Consider the following 18,710-nt stretch of genomic DNA (forward strand, 5'->3'; position numbering starts at 1 on the left):
ACCCAATCACTATTTAGAGCGACAGGCAAAACACACCGTAAACAAAGATTTATCTATGAGCGAACAGGCACGGCCCCCGGGTACGAAAAAACCGGGCACCCCAGTGGGGCGCCCGGCAGTTCAGCGGGTATCAGGGTGCGGTGGCGAGGAGATCCAGCGCCTGCGGGCTGTAGAAGCGGTCGAGATAGTCGCGCATCACCAAGCGGCACTCGGCGATGAACCGCTCGTCACCGACCGGATCGCTGTGGAAGGCGCGGGCGAGCAGCGCGTCTGCCATCTCGACGGCGACTCCGAGTCGGAAGATCAAATCATCGCCGGCTGGCAGATCGAACTCGTTCACGAGAACGTCGGCGAGGCGGCGGGCGAAGAAGTCAGCGTCCGCAGCGGCGTCGGCGGCGGGAGCGCCGTCGCGGTCGTCGAAGTTCACGATGCGAAAGCCGGGCTCCGTGCGGTACAGGCCGACAAAGGCGGTGACGACGCAGTCCACGGCGTCCCACCAGGAGGTGAGGGTGCTGGCACTGAGTTCGTCGACGACCCGCTGCCGAAAGCGCACAACGGCACGCTCGTGCAGGGCGTGTAAAACAGCCACCCTGTCGGGGTAGTAGCGGTACACGGTGCCGATGGAGGCACCGGCGCGTTCCGCGACCATCGCGGTCGTGATGCGGTCAAAACCGACCTCGTCCACGACGGCGGCGGCCGCATCGAGCAAACCGGACAGACGTGCAGCACTGCGCTGCTGAATCGGCTCGGTGCGCACCTGTTGTAGTGCTGCACCGGCTCCTTCACCTAATAGGCCACCAAGCGACATTTATCCCCCTTGAAGATAAATCACCATCCTACGGGGTAAAACCCCTTTTACACAGGCCTGATCGGGGGATGCACAGCAAACATGGCAGAATGAAGGAGTGTCAGAGTCCCCAGACGCCACTCCGCGTGCGCCCAGTCCCGAGCGAATGATGCACCGTGCAGCGCGCGTGGAAGACTGGCTCCACGAACATCGTGAGCATTCCGCCCGCCGCCGCGGCTACCAACCCACCGTCATCCCGTATACCGGTTATGGCTCGACCGCGTGGGCACGCATCCTCTGCCGCGTGCTCCTGACCAAACCGGAAAAGCCCGCGAAACGTCAAAAACGCCCCCGGGCAGATGGCCGCGACGCCGGCATTCGCGGCTGGCGGAGCTTCACGAGTGTGCCCGTCAACGATGTCACCGTCACGATTGAGATCGACGGGCAGACGCATCGCGTTCAGGCCGATCGCGGCGGGGTCGTCGATACCGTGGTTCCGGTGTCACTGCCCGCGGGCTGGCACGTTGCCCGACTGCACACCGAGTCCTCGCACGTGGTGGAAGCCCCGATCTTCATCGTGGCACCCACGGTCGGCATCGGCATCGTCTCCGACGTCGATGACACCGTGATGGTCACCACCCTCCCCCGCCCCCTGCTGGCCGCCTGGAACACGTTTGTGCTCGACGAGCACGCCCGGGTGCCGACCCCCGGCATGGCAGTGTTTCTGGAGCGTCTGGCGTCGTTCACCCCCGGTGCCCCGGTCATCTACCTCTCTACCGGAGCCTGGAATGTGGCACCCACACTGTCACGTTTTCTTTCCCGTAACCTGTATCCCGCCGGGGCGCTGTTATTGACCGACTGGGGACCAACGCACGACCGCTGGTTCCGCAGCGGCAGTGCCCACAAGCGCGACAACCTCCGCCGACTCGCCGAGCAGTTTCCGCAGATGCGCTGGATTTTGATCGGCGACGACGGCCAGCACGATGAGGCCATCTACAGCGACTTTCAACGCGACTATCCAGGCAGCGTAGCGGCCGTGGCCATCCGTCAACTCTCCCCGAGCGAAGCAGTACTCGCCGGCGGTCGCTCGCGCGATGCCGTGCTCATCGAGGGCGGCCCTGAGGGCCCCTGGGTCTACGGCCCGGACGGCTCCAGCCTCTCCAATCAGCTCGCCGAGCACGGGCTGATGTAGCCACGCTAAAAAATCTTCGACAGTACAGCGCGTCAGTTTGCTGTGCTCACCTCCATGCTCATACGACGCAGTACCAGGTTCTCGACGACCTGGGCCAGGCCGTAGAGAACGAGGGACACAATGGTGATCACCACGACGGATGCCCACACCTCGGAATTCTGCACCTTGGCGACCGCAGCGACAATCGAGTTGCCGAGCCCCTGACCGGTCGTGAGCCATTCGGCCAGCAGCGCGCCGGTGATAGCTCCGGGTACCGAGATCTTCACCGCCGCGAAGAAGGCCGGCAATGAGCTGGGCAGCGCCACCATGCGCAGGCTCGTGAATGCGCTGCCGCCGTAGACGGTGATCACGTCGCTGATCTGCGGTGACGATGAGCGCAGCCCGAAAGCAATGTTGACCAGCGCCGGAAACAGCACCACGATGGCGCCCATCACCACGGCGGTGGTCAGCCCGCGACCGGTAATGAGACTGATGATCGGCGCGAGAGCCACGAGCGGCACCGAGCGCAGCAGCAGAGCTATGGGCATGAGGGCATGCTCGATCCCCCGCGACAGGGTGAAGATCACAGCGAGCAGCAGGGCAGAGGTGAGGCCAGCGACGAAGCCGAGAAAGGCGTCGCCGAGGGTGACCACAAGGTTGCCGAGAATCAAAGCGCGATTGTCGGCGGCATCGGGTGCGATCACGAGCCAGGTCCACACGTCGAAGGGCCCCTTGGCCAGGAACGGCGAAATGTTTAGCAGCAGCAGCAGTCCCTGCCAGGCGAGCAGAACCAAAACCAGCGTGATGAGTCCGGTCAGAAGACCACGCCACACCGTCGAGAGCGCTATCCGGGCAAAGCTCATCGGCTGCTCCGTCCGGTCGCCCACGGCGTCGCGAAACGCAGGACCAACGCGAAAATCGCGTAGCCAAGCCCGGCCGTGACGCCGGCGACGAGCGCGAGGCTCCACACCCGGTCGACGTTGGCCGTTGAACCGGCCACGAGCATGGCGATTCCCAGCCCGCGACTGACGCCACCGAGGTACTCCCCCAGAATGGCCCCGATGAAGGCGGCCGGCGCGGCGATCTGCAGCGCAGTCAGCACGCCGGGCAGTCCGGCGATCAGTCGCACTTTGAGGAGTTGGGTGAACTTGCCGCCGCCGTAGACAGTGATGAGATCAAGGCTCGCGGCATCCGCTGCCCTGAGGCCGACGAGCGAACCGATCACGGTGGTGAAAAACACCGACATCGCGGCCAGAAAGACCGCCGTGCCCGCTGGCTCGCCCGGGCCGGGTGCCCCGATCACGATGTACGCGATCGGGCCGATCGCGACGATCGGAACGCAGTATGTGATCACGGCGATCTGGAGCGCGATTTTCTCGATGCGCGGCAGGAGCAGAACGAGAGCCGCCAGGGCCAGGGCCAGTCCGTTTCCCCAGGCAAAGCCGAGGAGTGCTTCAAGAACGGTGACGCTCACGTGGGGCAGATAGAACCCTGGACCATCGCGTACGAGTTGCACGAGCACATCGAGCGGGGTCGGCACGGCTCCACCGGGCAGGGAGCCGACCCCGGCGAAAACAGTGACGGCACTGATCCACCACAGGGCGATGATGATCCCTCCGCCAACCAGGCCGGTCGCCCAGGTGGGCAGCGCGCGCAGTGAAGCTCGGATCATTGGTCGTCGCCCGCCACGGCGGCATCGCTGAAGAGCAGGTCGGAAGCGCGGTCGTGCAGAGCGTGAAATTCGGGCGATCGCATCATCTCGGGCAACCGGGGCCGCGGAAGGTCGACGTCGATGACTTCCTTCACCCGGCCGGGACGTGCGCTCATGACCGCGACGTGGTCAGAGAGGAAGATGGCTTCGGCGATGCCGTGGGTGACCATGAGGGTCGTGGCCGGCTTCTGGGTCCAGATACGCAGCAATTCGAGGTTGAGCCGTTGCCGGGTCATGTCATCGAGAGCGCCAAAGGGTTCATCGAGCAGCAGCACCGAGGGCTTGAGCACGAGCGACCGGGCGATCGACACGCGCTGCTTCATGCCGCCGGAAAGCTGCGCCGGCTTGGCATTCTCAAACCCCTTCAGGCCAACGAGTGCAACCAGTTCGTCAATGTAGGCATCGTCTACGGGAATGCGGGCCACCTCGAACGGTAGGCGAATGTTCGAACGTACGCTGCGCCAAGGCAGCAGGGCGGAATCCTGGAAGGCAATCCCGAGTTGGTGCCCCTTCCGGAGTTGCTGCGGGCTCTTGCCGTCGACCCTCGTAGTGCCGCTCGTGGGTTGTTCCAGGCCGGCCAGGATGCGCAGAATGGTGGATTTTCCACAACCGGACGGCCCGAGCAGCGAGAGAAAACTGCCCTTGTCGGTGTGCAGGTTGGCGTTGTCCAGGGCCACGACTTCTTTGCGACCGACCGCGAAGACCTTGTGCAGCTGGGAGATGTGCAGGCCGGTGCCCGCGGATTCGTTCCCGGAACTCGGGCGGGTCACCGAATCACGAACTCCAGCATCAGTACTGTTCACGTGCTTCGCTCCTTGGTGATGGCAAGACTGGGGTGGTGTGGAGTGCAGGGTCAGATGCCTAGCGCACGTCCTGGCGCCGCACCATTGGAACGCTGACGCGCTCCACTGGTGTGCGTCAGGCTGCTGCGTGCTACGGCTGGTTGCCGTAGGCGAGCAGGTCCGGGTTCTCGGCGTAGACCTCTGCCAGCAGGCTCAGGTCGAACAGCTGATTCGCCGTGATCGTCAGGCCGGTCGCAGCGAGCGTGTCAATACTCTGCTCCTGCAAATCTGTGCTGATCGAGAACAGGCCGTTGGCGAGGGTCTCCGAGCTCACAACGAGGTCTCTGGACTGAATTTCAGCCTGCCGGGTTTCCTTCTCGATGGAGAGGTCGAAGGTCGGCCCGTAGGTGTCGACGGTCAGTTTCGCAGCGGCAGCAGGGTCGTTGATCGCGTCGGTCCAGCCGCGAATCTCGGCGACGAGAAGGGCTTTGAGCTTTTCGCGGTCATTCCTGATCGCGTCGTCGGTGACCGTGAAGGTTTCGGAGACGAACGGCAGGCCGAAGTCGGCCAGCGGCAGGTTTACCGGGTTGAGTCCGTTGAGTTCCGCGTCAATGGATTCGTTGGTGAGATAGGAAAACCAACCGTCGACCTCGCCGGTGAACAGCGCGGTCGGGTCATACTGCACCGGCAGGGTCGTCAATGAGCTCTCGTCGATGTTATTGACCTTGAGGAAGGCTTCCCACAGGCTCAGGTTGCTCGCCTGCACGCCGATGGTTTTGCCTTGCAGGTCGTCGAGGGTGGCAATGTTCCCCTTGTCGGCGAGGGACAAAATCGTGTAGGGGTTCTTTTGGTACGTGGCGCCGATGATCTTGAGCGGTGCGCCCTCGTTGGCGACGATGGTGCCGGTAGAGATCGCGTTTCCGATGCCCATGTCAGCATTTCCGGAGAGGACGGCAGCTTCGATGGACGCGGGGCCTTCGATCATGTCGACCGTGTCGAACCCGGCGTCGGTGAAGTAGCCATTCTCGTCGGCGAGATACTCGCCCATAAACTCAGCGTTCTTGATCCAGCTGAACTGAATACTCGCGTCGCCGAAGGATGCTGTCGCGCCGTCTGCCCCTGCTACGTTCGCGTCGCCGCCCGCGCACGCAGAGAGGGAGAGCGCGAGTAGAGCAACGACCGCGACTCCGCGCGCCACCCGGGTTGCCGATCGATGAATGAACGTGCCTCTGGATGCTGTCATTGCGGGGTTCCTGTCGGGTGCAAGGGCGCTGTGGAGATACAGCCGCTGTGGTTTTGTCGAACAAGTTTGATGCGCGGCCGGCGCGAGTGCCTGCGCTTAATGGTTGGTTCCGGCCAGGATACGGTCGAGTCCGCGATTGATCTGGCGCGCCCAGAGCGGACCGCGGTACAAAAACGCCGTGTAGCCCTGCACCAGGGTGGCTCCCGCAGCGAGTCGCTCGGCGACCTGAGCGGCCGTGTCCACCCCGCCAACGGAGATGACGCACCAGGAGGCGGGTACGACAGCACGGATCTGTTTCAAAACGGTGAGCGACCGGGTATGCAATGGAGCGCCGGACAGGCCGCCGGCTCCGGCAGCGACGATGGTGGCGGCATCCGTTTTCAGGCCGGCGCGCGAGATTGTGGTGTTGGTGGCGATAATGCCGTCGAGGCCGAGTTCGACGGCGAGGGTCGCGATGCGCGCGACCTCGGCGTCCGCCAGGTCTGGCGCGATCTTGACGAGCAGCGGGGTGGCGCCGGCAGCTCGCTTGACCGCGGTGAGCAACGGGGCGAGCTGGTCCAGCTCCTGAAGTCCGCGCAGCCCGGGGGTGTTCGGGGAGCTCACGTTGACCACGAGGTAGTCGGCGAGAGCGGCGAGGGTTTCGGCGCTCTGCAGGTAGTCGGCCGTGGCGTTCTCGACGGCGGTCACGCGGCTCTTGCCAATGTTGACGCCGAGCACCGGGCGCCCGGCACGTGCCCGCACCCGGGTCAGTCGGGCAACGGCAGCGGCGGCGCCGTGGTTATTGAAACCCATACGGTTGATCACCGCGCGGTCAGACACGAGTCGAAACAGGCGCGGTTTCGGGTTTCCGGGCTGGGCTACGGCGGTCAGAGTTCCGACCTCGACGTGACCAAACCCGAGCTGGCCAAGGCCGATCACGGCCTCGCCGTCTTTGTCGAAGCCAGCCGCGACGCCGAACGGTGACGCAAAGTGCAGGCCAAGGGTATTCACGCCAAGGTCGGTGCGCGGACGCGTCCATCGGTGCACAAGACGGCCGATGCCCAGCGCCGGCAGCAGCCGAATGACGGTGAAAGCAAGGTGATGAGCGCGCTCGGGATCCATCCGGGTGAGCACGAGCTTGAATAACAGCGGATACATCTGGCCCTACCGTTTGGTGACAGCGTCGACCACGGGCGTAGCAGCGGACGATGCTGCCCTCGCGATTTTCGATGGTCCTGAGTGCTCGGTGCGCAGCGCGGCGATGGCGCTCTCGAAGTCATCGAGCGAGTCGAAGCCCTGGTAGACGCTCGCGAATCGCAGATACGCGACCTCGTCGAGGTCGCGAAGCGGCGGCAGAATGGCCAAGCCTATGTCGTTGGCATCGACCTGGGAGACGCCCGTCTGACGGATGGCTTCTTCAACTTTCTGGGCCAGCATTGCCAGATCGGAGTCGGTGACCGGTCGTCCCTGACACGCTTTGCGCACCCCGGAGACAATCTTCTCGCGGCTGAACGGCTCGACCACCCCGCTGCGTTTGATGATGTTCAGACTCGCTGTCTCGGTGGTGCTGAAGCGGCGGCCGCATTCCGGGCACTGCCGGCGGCGGCGAATCGATAGTCCGTCGTCGCTCGTGCGCGAGTCGACGACGCGGGAATCGGGGTGGCGACAGAACGGGCAGAACATAGTTCTATCAGCTTAGCGGTCGGCCGAAAAACGGGCAGCCACGGCGTCGCCGTGTGCCGGCAGCGCTTCGGCGCTGGACAACGCCGCAATGTGATCAGCGACCGCTTCGAGGGCCTCGCGGCTGTATCGCACGACCTGCTGCGGTCGAAGGAAGGTGTACGCGCCGAGTCCCGACGAGAACCGCGCTTGTCCTCCGGTTGGCAACACGTGGTTGGAACCCGCAACGTAGTCTCCGAGGCTCACCGGCGAATAGGGGCCGAGAAAAATGGCGCCGGCGTTTTCAATGTCGGCCAGCACAGCATCGGGGTCACTCGTCTGAATCTCGAGGTGCTCCGGTCCAAAGGCGTTGCTGAACCCTGCGGCGACCTGCAGGCTGTCGACGAGCACGATCGCCGACTGGCGACCGTCGAGCGCTGCGGTCACCCGTTGGCTGTGGGTCGTTGATGCCGCCAGCTCGGTGAGGCGCGCCGCCACCGCGTCGGCGAGTTCGGGCGAATCGGTCACGAGCACGGCGGCGGCGAGTTCATCGTGCTCGGCCTGGCTGACCAGGTCGGCGGCGACGAGCAGCGGGTCGGCAGCGGCATCCGCTATCACCAGGATGTCGGTGGGACCGGCCTCGGAGTCGATGCCGGCCTGCCCACGAATAAGCCGCTTGGCGGCGGCGACGTAGACGTTGCCGGGGCCGGTGACGATCTGCACGGGCTCGAGACCGATGCCAGCCACCCCATAGGCGAGGGCACCGATCGCGCCGGCGCCGCCCATGGCGTAGATCTCATCGACACCGAGCAATCCTGCAACGGCGAGGATGGTCGGGTGCACCCGGCCGTCGAAGTGGCTCTGCGCCGGCGAAGCGAGGGCGATCGACCGCACACCCGATACCTGCGCGGGGACTACGTTCATCACAACGCTCGAGGGGTAGACGGCCTTGCCGCCCGGTACGTAGAGGCCGACCCGGTTCACCGGCTGCCAGCGCTGGGTGACGGTGGCTCCAGCCTCGATCGTGGTCGTCAGACGCGGCGGTACCTGCGCCGCACTGGCCAGGCGCACCCGGCGGATGGTCTCGGTAATGGCGGTGCGCACGGCCGGGTCGAGTCCAGCGACGGCGTCGGCGATATGGCTCGCGGGAACCCGCACCTGGCCCGGGCGCACCCGGTCGAGGCGTTCGGCCTGGTCGAGCAGGGCGACCTCGCCACGCTCGCGCACATCGGCGATGAGCTCGGCTGCAATGTCGGAGGCGACGGCGACGCTCGTGGCGGCGCGCGGTACAGCAGCCAGGAGGGAGGCCGGTGTCGGCTCGGTCCCGCGAAGGTCAATAGTCTGAATCATCGTGTCCCAGCCTATCCGGCACGAGGGGTGACCATCAGCGCACGGGAATAGGCTGGGGGTGAAACAGATTGTTGGTTGAGTATGCAAAACAACGTTAAATCCTCCGTGACTCTGCCAGTCGCCCCCCCGCTCGCCGCCGATCCCAATGCCCCCGACGACCTTGCCGCGTTCAAACACGCGTTCCGCCGTCATGCTGCCGGGGTCGCCGCCATCACGACCCTCGCCCCCGACGGAAGCCCGGTCGGCTTCACCGCCACCTCTCTCGCGTCGTTGTCCGCGGTGCCACCGCTCGCGACGTTCAACATGGCCCGGTCGGCCAGCTCATGGACCTCGATCGCCGCCGCCGAACGCGTCGTCATTCACATGCTCGGCGCGCACAACCGAGGCGTCGCCGAGAAACTGGCGGGGCCGCACGGCGATCGCTTCATCGGTGAGCACTGGCAGCCCGGTCCCTACGGGCTACCGGTGTTGGAGGGCGTGACCAGCTGGATGGTCGGTCGCATCGTGGAACGGGTGTCGGTGCACAACAATGCCGTCGTGGTCGTACAGATCGAGGGTGGCGGCATGGGCCCCGACGATGAGGCCCTGCTCTACCACGAGCGCACCTACCGGGTTCCGGGCGCCGCCGTCTAGACCGACTCTCCGGGCTGGCAGCTCTATAGGTCACAGAACGTCTCGGCGAACTGTTCGTAGGCTTGTCCCATGACGACCCGGACCGACTGTATTGTGACCCTCGACGACGTTGAGCTCTGCGTCGAGATGTTCGGAGAGCAACATGACCCTCCCGTGCTTCTGATCGCCGGGATGTCAGCGTCTATGTTGTGGTGGGCGGGCGAGGTTTGCGAGGAGATCGCAGCCTCGGGGTTCTTCGTGATCCGTTACGACCAGCGGGACACCGGTCGTTCGACGAGTTTTCCACGCGGGCGTCCCGGCTACTCGACCCACGACCTGGCGGCCGATGCCTTGCGTATCTGCGACTCGCTCGGTTTGCGTTCCGCGCACATCGTCGGCCACTCCCTGGGGTCAGGGATCGCGACCATTCTGGCGGTTGACCACCCCGACCGGTTGCGCTCTATGACATTGATGGGGGCAACCACCGGGGCGCCAGACCTTCCTTCCGGAACCGGCACCTTCCCCGTTCTCCCTGATGATCTCGATTCGAGAGTGGCCGCTATCGATTACCTGCTCGAGGACACTCGCGCCTGCGATGGCCTATCGCCCCGATTCGACGAGGATCGAATCCGCCGGTTCATCACCAGCGACGTGGATCGAGCCGACGATATCGCCGCCACAATCTCCAATCCTCCTGCCATGGAGTTCACACACCCGCGACACGGCGACCTTGGCACCGTGTCGGTCCCGTCCCTCGTCATGCACGGCGAAATGGACTCAATTTTGCCGGTGGCCCACGGCGAGGCCGTCGCGCGTTTGATACCCGATGCCGCATTCGTGATGCTTCCCGGCGCTGGGCATACGTTACTCACCGTCGAACAGAAAGATGTCACGATCCCCCTCATCCGCCACCTTCGTGCCGCAGAGCGCCGCTGATAGGGGCGCTCGGATCTGGCCTGTCGGCGCCCACTTTGGAGACGACGCCGGCGTTGTCAGGCTCTCTGCTTCTTGCTGGCGGCCTTGCGACGACGGCGTTCAGCCTCGACGACTGCAGCCTCGGCCGGTGTCGGCGCGGTCCCGCCGAGGTGCGCGGGCTGCCACCAGGCTCCGGCGCCGGGCACCGGGTATTCCGTCTGCACTGCGTCGACCAGGGACTGCAGGGTGTTGTGGAGCTCCGCCGTGTGCACCGCGACGTTGCTGCCGGCCGGGGCTGCAGCATCCGTTGCGATCGGCTGGCCGAAGCGGATGCTGACCGGCACGCCGACCCGCTCTCGGAGTGTCGACCGGTGGTTCTTGGTCATCAGCCGATGCCCGCCCCACACAGCGACCGGAATGATCGGCACGTTCGCGGCTTGCGCCATGCGCACCGCGCCGGTTTTGAGCTCCCGCACCGTAAATGAAGCATTCACGCCGCCCTCGGGAAAAACACCGAGCAGTTCGCCGTCACGGAGGGCACCGACAGCCTGCGCGTAGGCTTCCCCGCCGCTCTCCATGTCGACCGAGATGTGCTTCATGCCGCGCAGCAGCGGTCCGACCAGTGGCTGGTCGAAGGCGCCCTTCTTGACCATAAAGCGAATGTGGCGATGATTGTGCCGCCAGGTGATCCACTCGACCAGAGCGAAGTCGAGGTAGCCGAAATGGGTGATTGCGAGCACCGCGCCGCCGGTGGCCGGCAGATGTTCGAGGCCGGTCACGGTCGGGCGCACCCGGAGCAGTCCAAACAGGGCGCGTCCGGCGCCGATAGCGGTCGAATAAATCGGCTCTGGTTTGTGCATGTAACCAGCCTAGGCTGGCGAGCTGTCAATCTTTCGCAGCTCGCGCGCCGGTAATCAGGTCAGGCAGTTCGGGCCGAGGATACTCTTGAGCTCGCCAAACAGATCCGCGCTCACCTTCACGCGGTGCGGCAGCTCGAACACCCGCGCCACATCACCCTTGACCAGTTTTAGTCGTACCTCGGCGTCCCCGGCGTGGCGCTGGAGGATCTCGCCCAGCGCACCGACCGTGTCCGTTGTCGCGCGGGCCTCCCCCACCGTGATCGAGACCATGCTCTGGTCTGAGCCCTGGCCGAGCTCCGGCTGAAACACGCTGAACGCGTGCAGGTTCATTCCGTCATCACGCAGGCTGACCCGGCCGCGCACGACGACGACCGAGTCGCTGATCAACTCGGGTGCAAACTCGAGGTAAGCCTTACCCATGAACATCGCGGTGATCTCACCGCCGAAGTCTTCGACCTGGATCATGCCGTACTGGTTGCCCGACTTCTTGGCAATGCGATGTTGCACGCTCGTGATCAGACCCGCCACGGTTACCGTGTCACCGTCTTCGGTTGATTCCGAGGCGATCAGGTCGGCAATGGTGGTGCTGGCGTGCTTGGCGAGCGGAATCTCGAGCCCGGCGAGCGGATGGTCAGACACGTAGAGTCCGAGCATGTCCCGTTCGTAGGCGAGCTTCTCTTTCTTGCTCCACTCGGGGCGGTCAGGCACCTGCTCGGTGTCCTGCGGTTCGTCGAACAGGCTGTCGAAGTCGAACCCGATATTGCCGTTGCTCTCTTCACGCTTGATCTTGACGGCCGATTCAACGGCCGACTCGTGAATTTCGACCATGCCGCGCCGGGTGGCGCCCAGCGAATCGAATGCCCCGGCCTTGACCAGCGACTCGATGGTGCGCTTGTTCGCCACCGGCAGCGGCACCTTGCGCAGAAAGTCGTGGAACGACTCGAAGCGTCCCTTTTCCTCGCGGGCGCCGCGAATAGCTTCGACAACGTTAAAGCCGACGTTGCGCACAGCGCCGAGGCCGAATCGGATGTCCGTACCCACGGCCGCAAAAAACCCGATCGACTCGTTCACGTCGGGCGCCAGCACCTGAATGCCCATGCGGCGGCACTCGTTAAGGTAAAGCGCCAGCTTGTCGCGGGAGTCGCCGACGCTCGTGAGCAGGGCGGCCATGTACTCAGCCGGGTAGACCGCCTTGAGGTAGGCGGTCCAATAGGAGAGCACCCCGTACGCGGCGGAGTGCGCCTTGTTGAAGGCGTAGTCGGAGAACGGCAGCAGGATGTTCCAGACCGTGGTGACGGCATCCATGGAGTAGCCGCGGTCCTGCATGCCCTTTGAGAAGCCTTCGAACTGCTTGTCCAACTCGGACTTCTTCTTCTTACCCATGGCTCGGCGCAGCAGGTCGGCTTCACCGAGCGTGAAGCCGGCGAGCACCTGGGCGATCGACATGACCTGCTCCTGATAAACGATCAGGCCGTAGGTGTTGCCGATAACATCTTTGAGGGGCTCTTCGAGCTCCTTGTGGATAGGGATGATCTCCTGCTGCCCGGTCTTACGCAGCGCATAGTTGGTGTGCGAGTTGGCGCCCATGGGGCCCGGGCGGTAGAGGGCGATCACGGCCGAGATGTCTTCGAAGTTGTCGGGCTTCATGAGGCGCAGGAGCGCTCGCATGGGGCCGCCGTCGAGCTGGAACACGCCGAGGGTGTCTCCGCGCGCCAGTAGTTCGTAGGCGGCGGGGTCTTCGAGGCCGAGGTCTTCGAGTACGGGCCGGTGGCCGCGGTTCACCGCGATGTTGTCGAGGGTGTCGTCGATGATGGTGAGGTTGCGCAGCCCCAGGAAGTCCATCTTGATCAGCCCGAGGGCTTCGGAAGCCGGGTAGTCGAATTGCGTGACGATCTGGCCATCCGCTTCACGCTTCATGATCGGAATGATGTCGATCAGGGGGTCGCTCGACATGATCACGCCGGCGGCGTGCACGCCCCACTGACGCTTGAGGTTCTCCAGGCCGAGGGCGGTGTCGAAGACCGTGCGTGCTTCGGGGTCGCTTTCGATCACCGCGCGAAAGTCGGCCGCTTCGCGGTAGCGCGGGTGGTCTTTATCGAACATGCCGGTGAGGGGCACGTCCTTACCCATGATGGCCGGCGGCATGGCTTTGGTGAGTTTGTCACCCATTCCGAAGGGGAAGCCCAGCACACGGGAGGCATCTTTCAGTGCCTGTTTGGCCTTGATTGTGCCGTAGGTAACGATCTGCGCGACGCGTTCCGCACCGTATTTTTCGGTGACGTATTTGATGACCTCTCCGCGGCGACGCTCGTCGAAGTCGACGTCGAAGTCGGGCATGGAGACGCGGTCGGGGTTGAGGAACCGCTCGAAGATGAGTCCGTGCACGAGCGGGTCGAGGTCGGTGATGCCCATGGCGTAAGCGACCATGGAGCCGGCCCCCGAGCCACGGCCAGGGCCCACGCGGATGCCCTGCTGCTTGGACCACATGATGAAGTCGGCGACGACCAGAAAATAGCCGGGAAACCCCATCTGCACGATGATGCCGACTTCGTAGTCGGCGCGCTTCCGCACGTCGTCCGGAATGCCTTTCGGGTAGCGTTTGGCCAGCCCGATCTCGTTCTCCTTGATGAACCAGCTTTCCTCGTTCTCGCCCTCCGGGCAGGGAAAGCGGGGCATGTAGTTGGCTTTGGTGTTAAATTCCACCTCACACCGCTCGGCGATGAGCAGTGTGTTGTCGCAGGCTTCCGGGTGGTCGCGAAACAGGTGGCGCATCTGCGCGGCCGTTTTGAGATAGAACTCGCTGGAGTCGAACTTGAACCGATTGGGGTCGTCGAGGGTGGACGCCGATTGTACGCAGAGCAGAGCGGCGTGGGCGGTAGCGTCGTGGGCGTGCGTGTAGTGCAGGTCGTTCGTGGCCAGCAGGGGCAGATCAAGCTCTTTAGCGAGCTTGAGCAGGTCGGTCATGGTGCGGCGCTCGATGTCGATGCCGTGATCCATGATTTCGCAGAAAAAGTTCTCCTTGCCGAAGATGTCCTGAAAATCTCCGGCAGCCTTCTTGGCTTCCTCATACTGGCCGAGCCGAAGACGGGTTTGTACTTCCCCGCCGACGCAGCCGGTCGTGCCAATCAGACCCGTCGAATACTGGCTGAGCAGCTCGCGGTCCATGCGCGGTTTGAAGTAGTAGCCCTCGAGGCTCGCCTTCGACGACAGCCGGAACAGGTTGTGCATGCCCGCGGTGTTCTCGGAGAGCAGCGTCATATGGGTGTACGAGCCGGCGCCACCGACGTCATCCCGGTTCTGCCCGCTGGTCCCCCAGCGCACCCTGGTCTTGTCGCGGCGGTCGGTGCCGGGGGTGATGTACGCCTCGGTGCCGATGATCGGCTTGATGCCGGCGTCGGTCGCGCTCTTCCAGAAATCAAAGGCACCGAACACGTTGCCGTGGTCGGTGATGGCCACCGCCGGCATCCCCTGCTCGACGGCGGCTTTGATCAGGGGTTTCACCCGGGCCGCTCCGTCAAGCATGGAATATTCGCTGTGCACGTGCAGGTGCACGAACGAATCGGTGGCGGTTTCCGGGTTACTCACAATGACTCCGACGAGTTGATGAAACGGTTATAAAAAAGTCGGCCGCGATCAGTCTCCGCGCAGCACCGCAAGGGCGTGGATGAGATCGGCCGGGTAATCGGCGTTGTAGGTGACCCACTCGTGACTGTCCGGGTGAGTAAAAGCCAGCTGCTTGGCGTGCAGCCACTGGCGTTTAAGTCCGAGCCGCGCGGTGATCGATGGATCGGCGCCGTACATGGCGTCGCCGACACACGGATGCCGCTGGGCGCTCATGTGCACGCGGATCTGGTGGGTGCGCCCTGTCTCCAGGTGCACCTCGAGCAGCGAGGCCGACGGAAAGGCTTCGAGGGTCTCGTAGTGGGTGATCGAGTGCTTGCCGTCGGCCCGTACCGCGAACTTCCAGTCCGACCGCGGGTGGCGTCCGATGGGCGCGTCGATGGTGCCGGCGAGCGGGTCGGGGTGGCCCTGCACGACCGTGTGGTAGATCTTCTCCACCTCGCGGTCGTGGAACGCTTTTTTTAGCGCGACGTAGGCTGTCTCCGACTTGGCAACGACCATGAGCCCGCTGGTACCAACGTCGAGGCGGTGCACGATGCCCGCCCGTTCAGCAGCGCCGGACGTCGCGATGCGATACCCCGCCGCCGCCAGGGCGCCCGGAACGGTTGGACCGGTCCAGCCGACGCTCGGATGGGCGGCGACGCCGGCCGGCTTATTGATGACGACGATGCTTTCATCGTCGTGCACCACCGTGAGATCGGGAACAGCGATGGGGATGATGCGCACCGGCTGCTTGGGCTGCCAGGTGACTTCGATCCAACTGCCCGCCCGCAGGCGATCCGATTTACCGACGACGGTGCCGTCAAGCACGACGCCGCCTGCCTCGGACACCTCGGCGGCGAAGCTGCGGGAGAACCCGAACAGCTTGGCCAGACCGGCGTCAACGCGCACACCTTCCAACCCGTCCGGGAGGGGCAGCGATCGCCGCTCCGGAGGGCTGGACAGCTCCGGGGAACCGGTCACGGCCGGGCCTCGGCCCCGGGGGTTGGACGGTCACTGGTCGATGAATCGGGAGTAACGGAGTCGCTGGTAGAGGAATCGGGAGTCACAGCATCGGCTTGTTTCAGTGTTGGGGTGGTGGCGGTCTTGCTTTCGGCCACGACCTTACGTCCGTCGAGGCCGATGCCGCGGATGGTCAAAATCATGAAGATGACCATGCTGCTCACGATGCCCATGTCGGCGACGTTGTAGATCGCCGGCAACAGCCACGGTGTGGAAATGAAATCGACGACGTGCCCGACCCCGAAGCCGGGTTCGCGCAGCAGCCGGTCGGTCAGGTTGCCGAGCACTCCGCCGAGCAGAAGCCCGAAGACGAGCCCCCAGGCGAATGAGTGGATTCGGCGGGCGAACCACAGGATGAATACCACAACGGCGGCGGCGATGATGGAGAAGATCCAGGTGGACCCGCTCGCGAGGGAGAACGCCGCCCCCGGGTTCCGAACGAAGTGCAATTGCAGCAGATCGTTTAGAACCCGGATCACGGAACCCTCGGGCATCGAGGCGACGACGAGGTACTTACTGATTTGATCGAGCGCGTAAACGCCCAGCGCGACGAGGGCTAGAACGATGAGCGCTCGCGAACGCTTCTTCGTTCCGGCGCTAGGCTCCAAAGCCCTGGAAGCTGGGCTTCGGCGCGTTGCCGGCGTCAGCCGCAGAGCCGACCGAGCTCGCGTCGAGGTCGTGCAGCTGACCCTCGATGTAGCTCTTGAGCTTCAGACGGTATTCGCGCTCGAACGTGCGCAGGTCGTCGATCTTGCCTTCGAGCGTCGAACGCTCCTGATCGAGCTTCTGCAGCTGAACGCGCTGCTGGGTCTCGGCCTCGGCGATGACGCGTGCCGCGGTGGCGTGGCCTTCAGCGATCAGGGCGTCGCGCTTCTCAGCACCTTCCTTGACGTGCTCTTCGTGTAGGCGGCGAGCCAACTGCAGCAGATTGGTCGTGCCGGCCGTCTCGTCGATCGGCGTCGCGGCGACAGCGGCAACCGGAGCGGCTGCGGGTTCGACGACAACGGGTTCGACGACAGCGGGTTCGTTCGATACGGCAGGCGCTGGAGCCGACTCGGCTGCGGGAGCAGCACCGGAGCCGACCTGGCCGCGCAGTTCCTCGTTTTCCTTGGTCAGACGACGCAGTTCGACAACGACCTCATCGAGGAAGTCATCGACTTCGTCCTGGTCGTATCCCTCACGAAACTTGGTCGACTGAAACCTTTTGTTGACTACATCTTCCGGAGTTAGCGCCATGGCTTTCCACCCTCAAAACTTGTATTTATTGTGAACATTTGACTGACTCGAGGCGATGAGTGCCTCAAGTGTTGGCTTGACTACGGGCTACCGACGAGCGAGTGCAGGCTCGGGGCGAACCAGTCATCCGACAAGGATACATGCCTCCCTAGGCCCGTTGTATTATTCCGGCCACGGTCATGCCGACGATGCAGCAAAGCATCGTCAGCGTGAAGCCGAAATCCAGCGCGATTGGCCCGATGCGAAGTGGGGGGACCAAGCGACGGAAGAAACGTACCGGCGGGTCCGTCAGCGTGTAGACGAGTTCGATCAGAACGAGCAGGAATCCCTGAGGACGCCAGGCCCGATTAACACCGCGCACGAGGTCGATGATGAATCGGCCCCAGAGCACGAGAAAGTACATGAAGAAGAGGAAATAGAGAAGATTCCCCAGAATTGATAAACCAGCCACGCTGAAGTCTAGCCTTGCGCGAAGAAGGAGCTATCCTCAGCGCCCTCTTCGGTGGTGCTGTCGCCGGAGACGACGACGTGGGACGGCGAGAGCAAGAAGACCTTGGCCGTGACGCGCTCGATTTTGCCATAGAGGCCCTGCGACAGACCGCTGGCGAAGTCGATGAGGCGGCGAGCGTCACCATCGCTCATCTGTGACAGGTTGATGATGACGGGTATGCCTTCACGGAAGGATTCAGCGATGATCTGGGCGTCTTTGTAGGCGCGCGGGTGAACCGTGAGAATTTCGTTCATTTCAGACGCAGCCACATTCTGGGGGGTCGAAGTTTTGCGCAGGGGGGTGACCGGTGCACGACCGGCAGAGTTCTGGCTCGCGTTGGAGGGTGCGCCGTTGCCGTGCGGCGCGTTGTCGTGGCCGCGGGATGGAACGGCGCTCACGTGGTTGGTAGCGGCAGCACTCTGGGCGCTGGCGGGCGCTTGGTACTCCAGCTCTTCGTCTGCCAGACCCAGGTAGACCATGGTTTTCTTGAGCGGGTTGGACATGTCGACCTCCGTGTTGGTTTGCTACTTCGAGATTATTAGAGCACCGGGCGATTGCCGGTGATTGCCGTGCCAATTCTTAGGTGTGTCGCCCCTTCGAGCACGGCAGCCGCGTAGTCCTGGCTCATGCCCATCGACAGCGCGGTGGCCGACGGGGCCTGCTTACGGATCTGTTCGCTGAGTTCGCGAACGTGGGCGAAAGCACGCCGCGGCTCTTCGCCCAACGGAGCGACGGCCATGAGCCCGAGCAGACGCACGCCGGGGGCGGCCAGAGCGCTGTCTACCAGGGCCGACAGGTTCGTGGGAGGAACGCCTCCGCGCGCCGCGTCATCCGTCAAATTCACCTGGATGAAGCAATCAATCGTCGATTCTTCAGAGGCCAGTGCGGTCACGAGAGACTCGCGATCGACCGAGTGGATGACGTTGGCGTACGCGCGCACCTGGCGCGCCTTCTTACCCTGTACCTGCCCGACAAAATGCCAGACAAGGTCGAGATCAAAAAGCGACGCGGCCTTGGACTGCGCCTCCTGGTGCCGGTTCTCCCCCATGTTGCGCACACCGAGCGCGTAGAGCTCTTCGAGCAGTGAAACCGGGTGGAATTTGGTGACAACGATCGTGGTGATGTCCGCCGGCTCGCGGCCCGCTGTTCGGGCAGCCTCGACGACACCAACGCGCACTGTGTCCAAACGGGTTGCCAGATCGCTCAGTGCTGACGTGTTCGATGCCGGTTCCAAGGGTGCTCCGTTAGGAAATTCCAGGCTCATACTGCTCTGTCCGTTGCGTGCGGCCGAT

General features: G+C 64.0%; 19 protein-coding genes. 3 read left to right on the forward strand and 16 right to left on the reverse strand.

The window, feature by feature from the left end:
* Positions 1–130: 130 nt before the first annotated feature.
* A complete protein-coding gene (locus E3T51_RS15840) occupies positions 131–808 on the reverse strand; it encodes a TetR/AcrR family transcriptional regulator (RefSeq protein WP_134530706.1) in 678 nt (225 codons plus the stop codon).
* 145 nt (positions 809–953) lie between these two features.
* On the opposite strand from E3T51_RS15840, the gene E3T51_RS15845 reads away from it, so the two are divergent.
* On the forward strand, positions 954–1,979 hold the full coding sequence (locus tag E3T51_RS15845; protein ID WP_241989396.1) for an App1 family protein: 1,026 nt from the start codon (positions 954–956) through the stop codon (positions 1,977–1,979).
* A 32-nt stretch (positions 1,980–2,011) separates the two neighbouring features.
* Here E3T51_RS15845 and E3T51_RS15850 read toward each other — a convergent pair whose 3' ends face one another.
* The 7 genes from E3T51_RS15850 to hisD all read right to left on the reverse strand — a co-directional run bounded on the left by E3T51_RS15850 (position 2,012) and on the right by hisD (position 8,682).
* Entirely contained in the window at positions 2,012–2,821 is an 810-nt protein-coding gene (locus E3T51_RS15850; protein WP_134530707.1) for an ABC transporter permease, read from the reverse strand.
* A complete protein-coding gene (locus E3T51_RS15855; RefSeq protein ID WP_134530708.1) occupies positions 2,818–3,630 on the reverse strand; it encodes an ABC transporter permease in 813 nt (270 codons plus the stop codon). The genes E3T51_RS15850 and E3T51_RS15855 overlap by 4 nt, the downstream gene beginning before the upstream one ends.
* Entirely contained in the window at positions 3,627–4,472 is an 846-nt protein-coding gene (locus tag E3T51_RS15860; protein ID WP_420898449.1) for an ABC transporter ATP-binding protein, read from the reverse strand. Before E3T51_RS15860 ends, E3T51_RS15855 begins: the two co-directional genes overlap by 4 nt.
* Positions 4,473–4,602: 130 nt before the next feature.
* Positions 4,603–5,694 carry an ABC transporter substrate-binding protein gene (locus E3T51_RS15865; protein WP_241989386.1) on the reverse strand — a complete coding sequence of 364 codons (1,092 nt, stop codon included), beginning with the start codon at positions 5,692–5,694 and terminating at the stop codon, positions 4,603–4,605.
* Between the two features lie 96 nt (positions 5,695–5,790).
* Positions 5,791–6,831 (reverse strand): quinone-dependent dihydroorotate dehydrogenase, encoded by a 1,041-nt coding sequence (locus tag E3T51_RS15870; RefSeq protein WP_134530709.1) that lies wholly within the window; start codon positions 6,829–6,831, stop codon positions 5,791–5,793.
* 6 nt (positions 6,832–6,837) lie between these two features.
* The gene (gene nrdR / locus E3T51_RS15875) at positions 6,838–7,356 is read right to left on the reverse strand and encodes a transcriptional regulator NrdR (protein WP_134530710.1); all 519 of its coding nucleotides are present in this window, start codon (positions 7,354–7,356) and stop codon (positions 6,838–6,840) included.
* A gap of 12 nt (positions 7,357–7,368) precedes the next feature.
* A complete protein-coding gene (gene hisD, locus E3T51_RS15880; RefSeq protein WP_134530711.1) occupies positions 7,369–8,682 on the reverse strand; it encodes a histidinol dehydrogenase in 1,314 nt (437 codons plus the stop codon).
* 111 nt (positions 8,683–8,793) lie between these two features.
* Between hisD and E3T51_RS15885 the strand changes: the two genes are divergently transcribed.
* Together E3T51_RS15885 and E3T51_RS15890 are read left to right on the forward strand one after the other, a co-directional pair.
* Entirely contained in the window at positions 8,794–9,315 is a 522-nt protein-coding gene (locus E3T51_RS15885) for a flavin reductase family protein (RefSeq protein ID WP_241989397.1), read from the forward strand.
* Positions 9,316–9,384: 69 nt separating this feature from the next.
* The gene (locus E3T51_RS15890) at positions 9,385–10,230 is read left to right on the forward strand and encodes an alpha/beta fold hydrolase (protein ID WP_134530713.1); all 846 of its coding nucleotides are present in this window, start codon (positions 9,385–9,387) and stop codon (positions 10,228–10,230) included.
* Between the two features lie 56 nt (positions 10,231–10,286).
* On the opposite strand, the gene E3T51_RS15895 is transcribed toward E3T51_RS15890, so the two are convergent.
* The 8 genes from E3T51_RS15895 to E3T51_RS15930 all read right to left on the reverse strand — a co-directional run bounded on the left by E3T51_RS15895 (position 10,287) and on the right by E3T51_RS15930 (position 18,682).
* Positions 10,287–11,069 carry a lysophospholipid acyltransferase family protein gene (locus tag E3T51_RS15895; protein ID WP_134530714.1) on the reverse strand — a complete coding sequence of 261 codons (783 nt, stop codon included), beginning with the start codon at positions 11,067–11,069 and terminating at the stop codon, positions 10,287–10,289.
* 54 nt (positions 11,070–11,123) lie between these two features.
* Positions 11,124–14,591 carry a DNA polymerase III subunit alpha gene (dnaE, locus tag E3T51_RS15900; RefSeq protein ID WP_241989398.1) on the reverse strand — a complete coding sequence of 1,156 codons (3,468 nt, stop codon included), beginning with the start codon at positions 14,589–14,591 and terminating at the stop codon, positions 11,124–11,126.
* 111 nt (positions 14,592–14,702) lie between these two features.
* The gene (locus E3T51_RS15905; RefSeq protein WP_241989387.1) at positions 14,703–15,653 is read right to left on the reverse strand and encodes an RluA family pseudouridine synthase; all 951 of its coding nucleotides are present in this window, start codon (positions 15,651–15,653) and stop codon (positions 14,703–14,705) included.
* On the reverse strand, positions 15,650–16,300 hold the full coding sequence (lspA, locus tag E3T51_RS15910) for a signal peptidase II (protein ID WP_134530716.1): 651 nt from the start codon (positions 16,298–16,300) through the stop codon (positions 15,650–15,652). The genes E3T51_RS15905 and lspA overlap by 4 nt, the downstream gene beginning before the upstream one ends.
* The gene (locus E3T51_RS15915; protein WP_134530717.1) at positions 16,290–16,928 is read right to left on the reverse strand and encodes a DivIVA domain-containing protein; all 639 of its coding nucleotides are present in this window, start codon (positions 16,926–16,928) and stop codon (positions 16,290–16,292) included. Before E3T51_RS15915 ends, lspA begins: the two co-directional genes overlap by 11 nt.
* Before the next feature lie 148 nt (positions 16,929–17,076).
* The gene (locus tag E3T51_RS15920) at positions 17,077–17,379 is read right to left on the reverse strand and encodes a YggT family protein (RefSeq protein ID WP_233205830.1); all 303 of its coding nucleotides are present in this window, start codon (positions 17,377–17,379) and stop codon (positions 17,077–17,079) included.
* Between the two features lie 8 nt (positions 17,380–17,387).
* Positions 17,388–17,921, reverse strand: coding sequence for a cell division protein SepF (locus tag E3T51_RS15925; protein WP_134530718.1), 534 nt, complete (start codon positions 17,919–17,921; stop codon positions 17,388–17,390).
* 35 nt (positions 17,922–17,956) lie between these two features.
* On the reverse strand, positions 17,957–18,682 hold the full coding sequence (locus E3T51_RS15930; protein WP_134530719.1) for a YggS family pyridoxal phosphate-dependent enzyme: 726 nt from the start codon (positions 18,680–18,682) through the stop codon (positions 17,957–17,959).
* Between the last annotated feature and the right edge of the window lie 28 nt (positions 18,683–18,710).

The organism is Cryobacterium serini, assembly GCF_004404025.1.
Classification (GTDB): Bacteria; Actinomycetota; Actinomycetes; order Actinomycetales; family Microbacteriaceae; genus Cryobacterium; species Cryobacterium serini.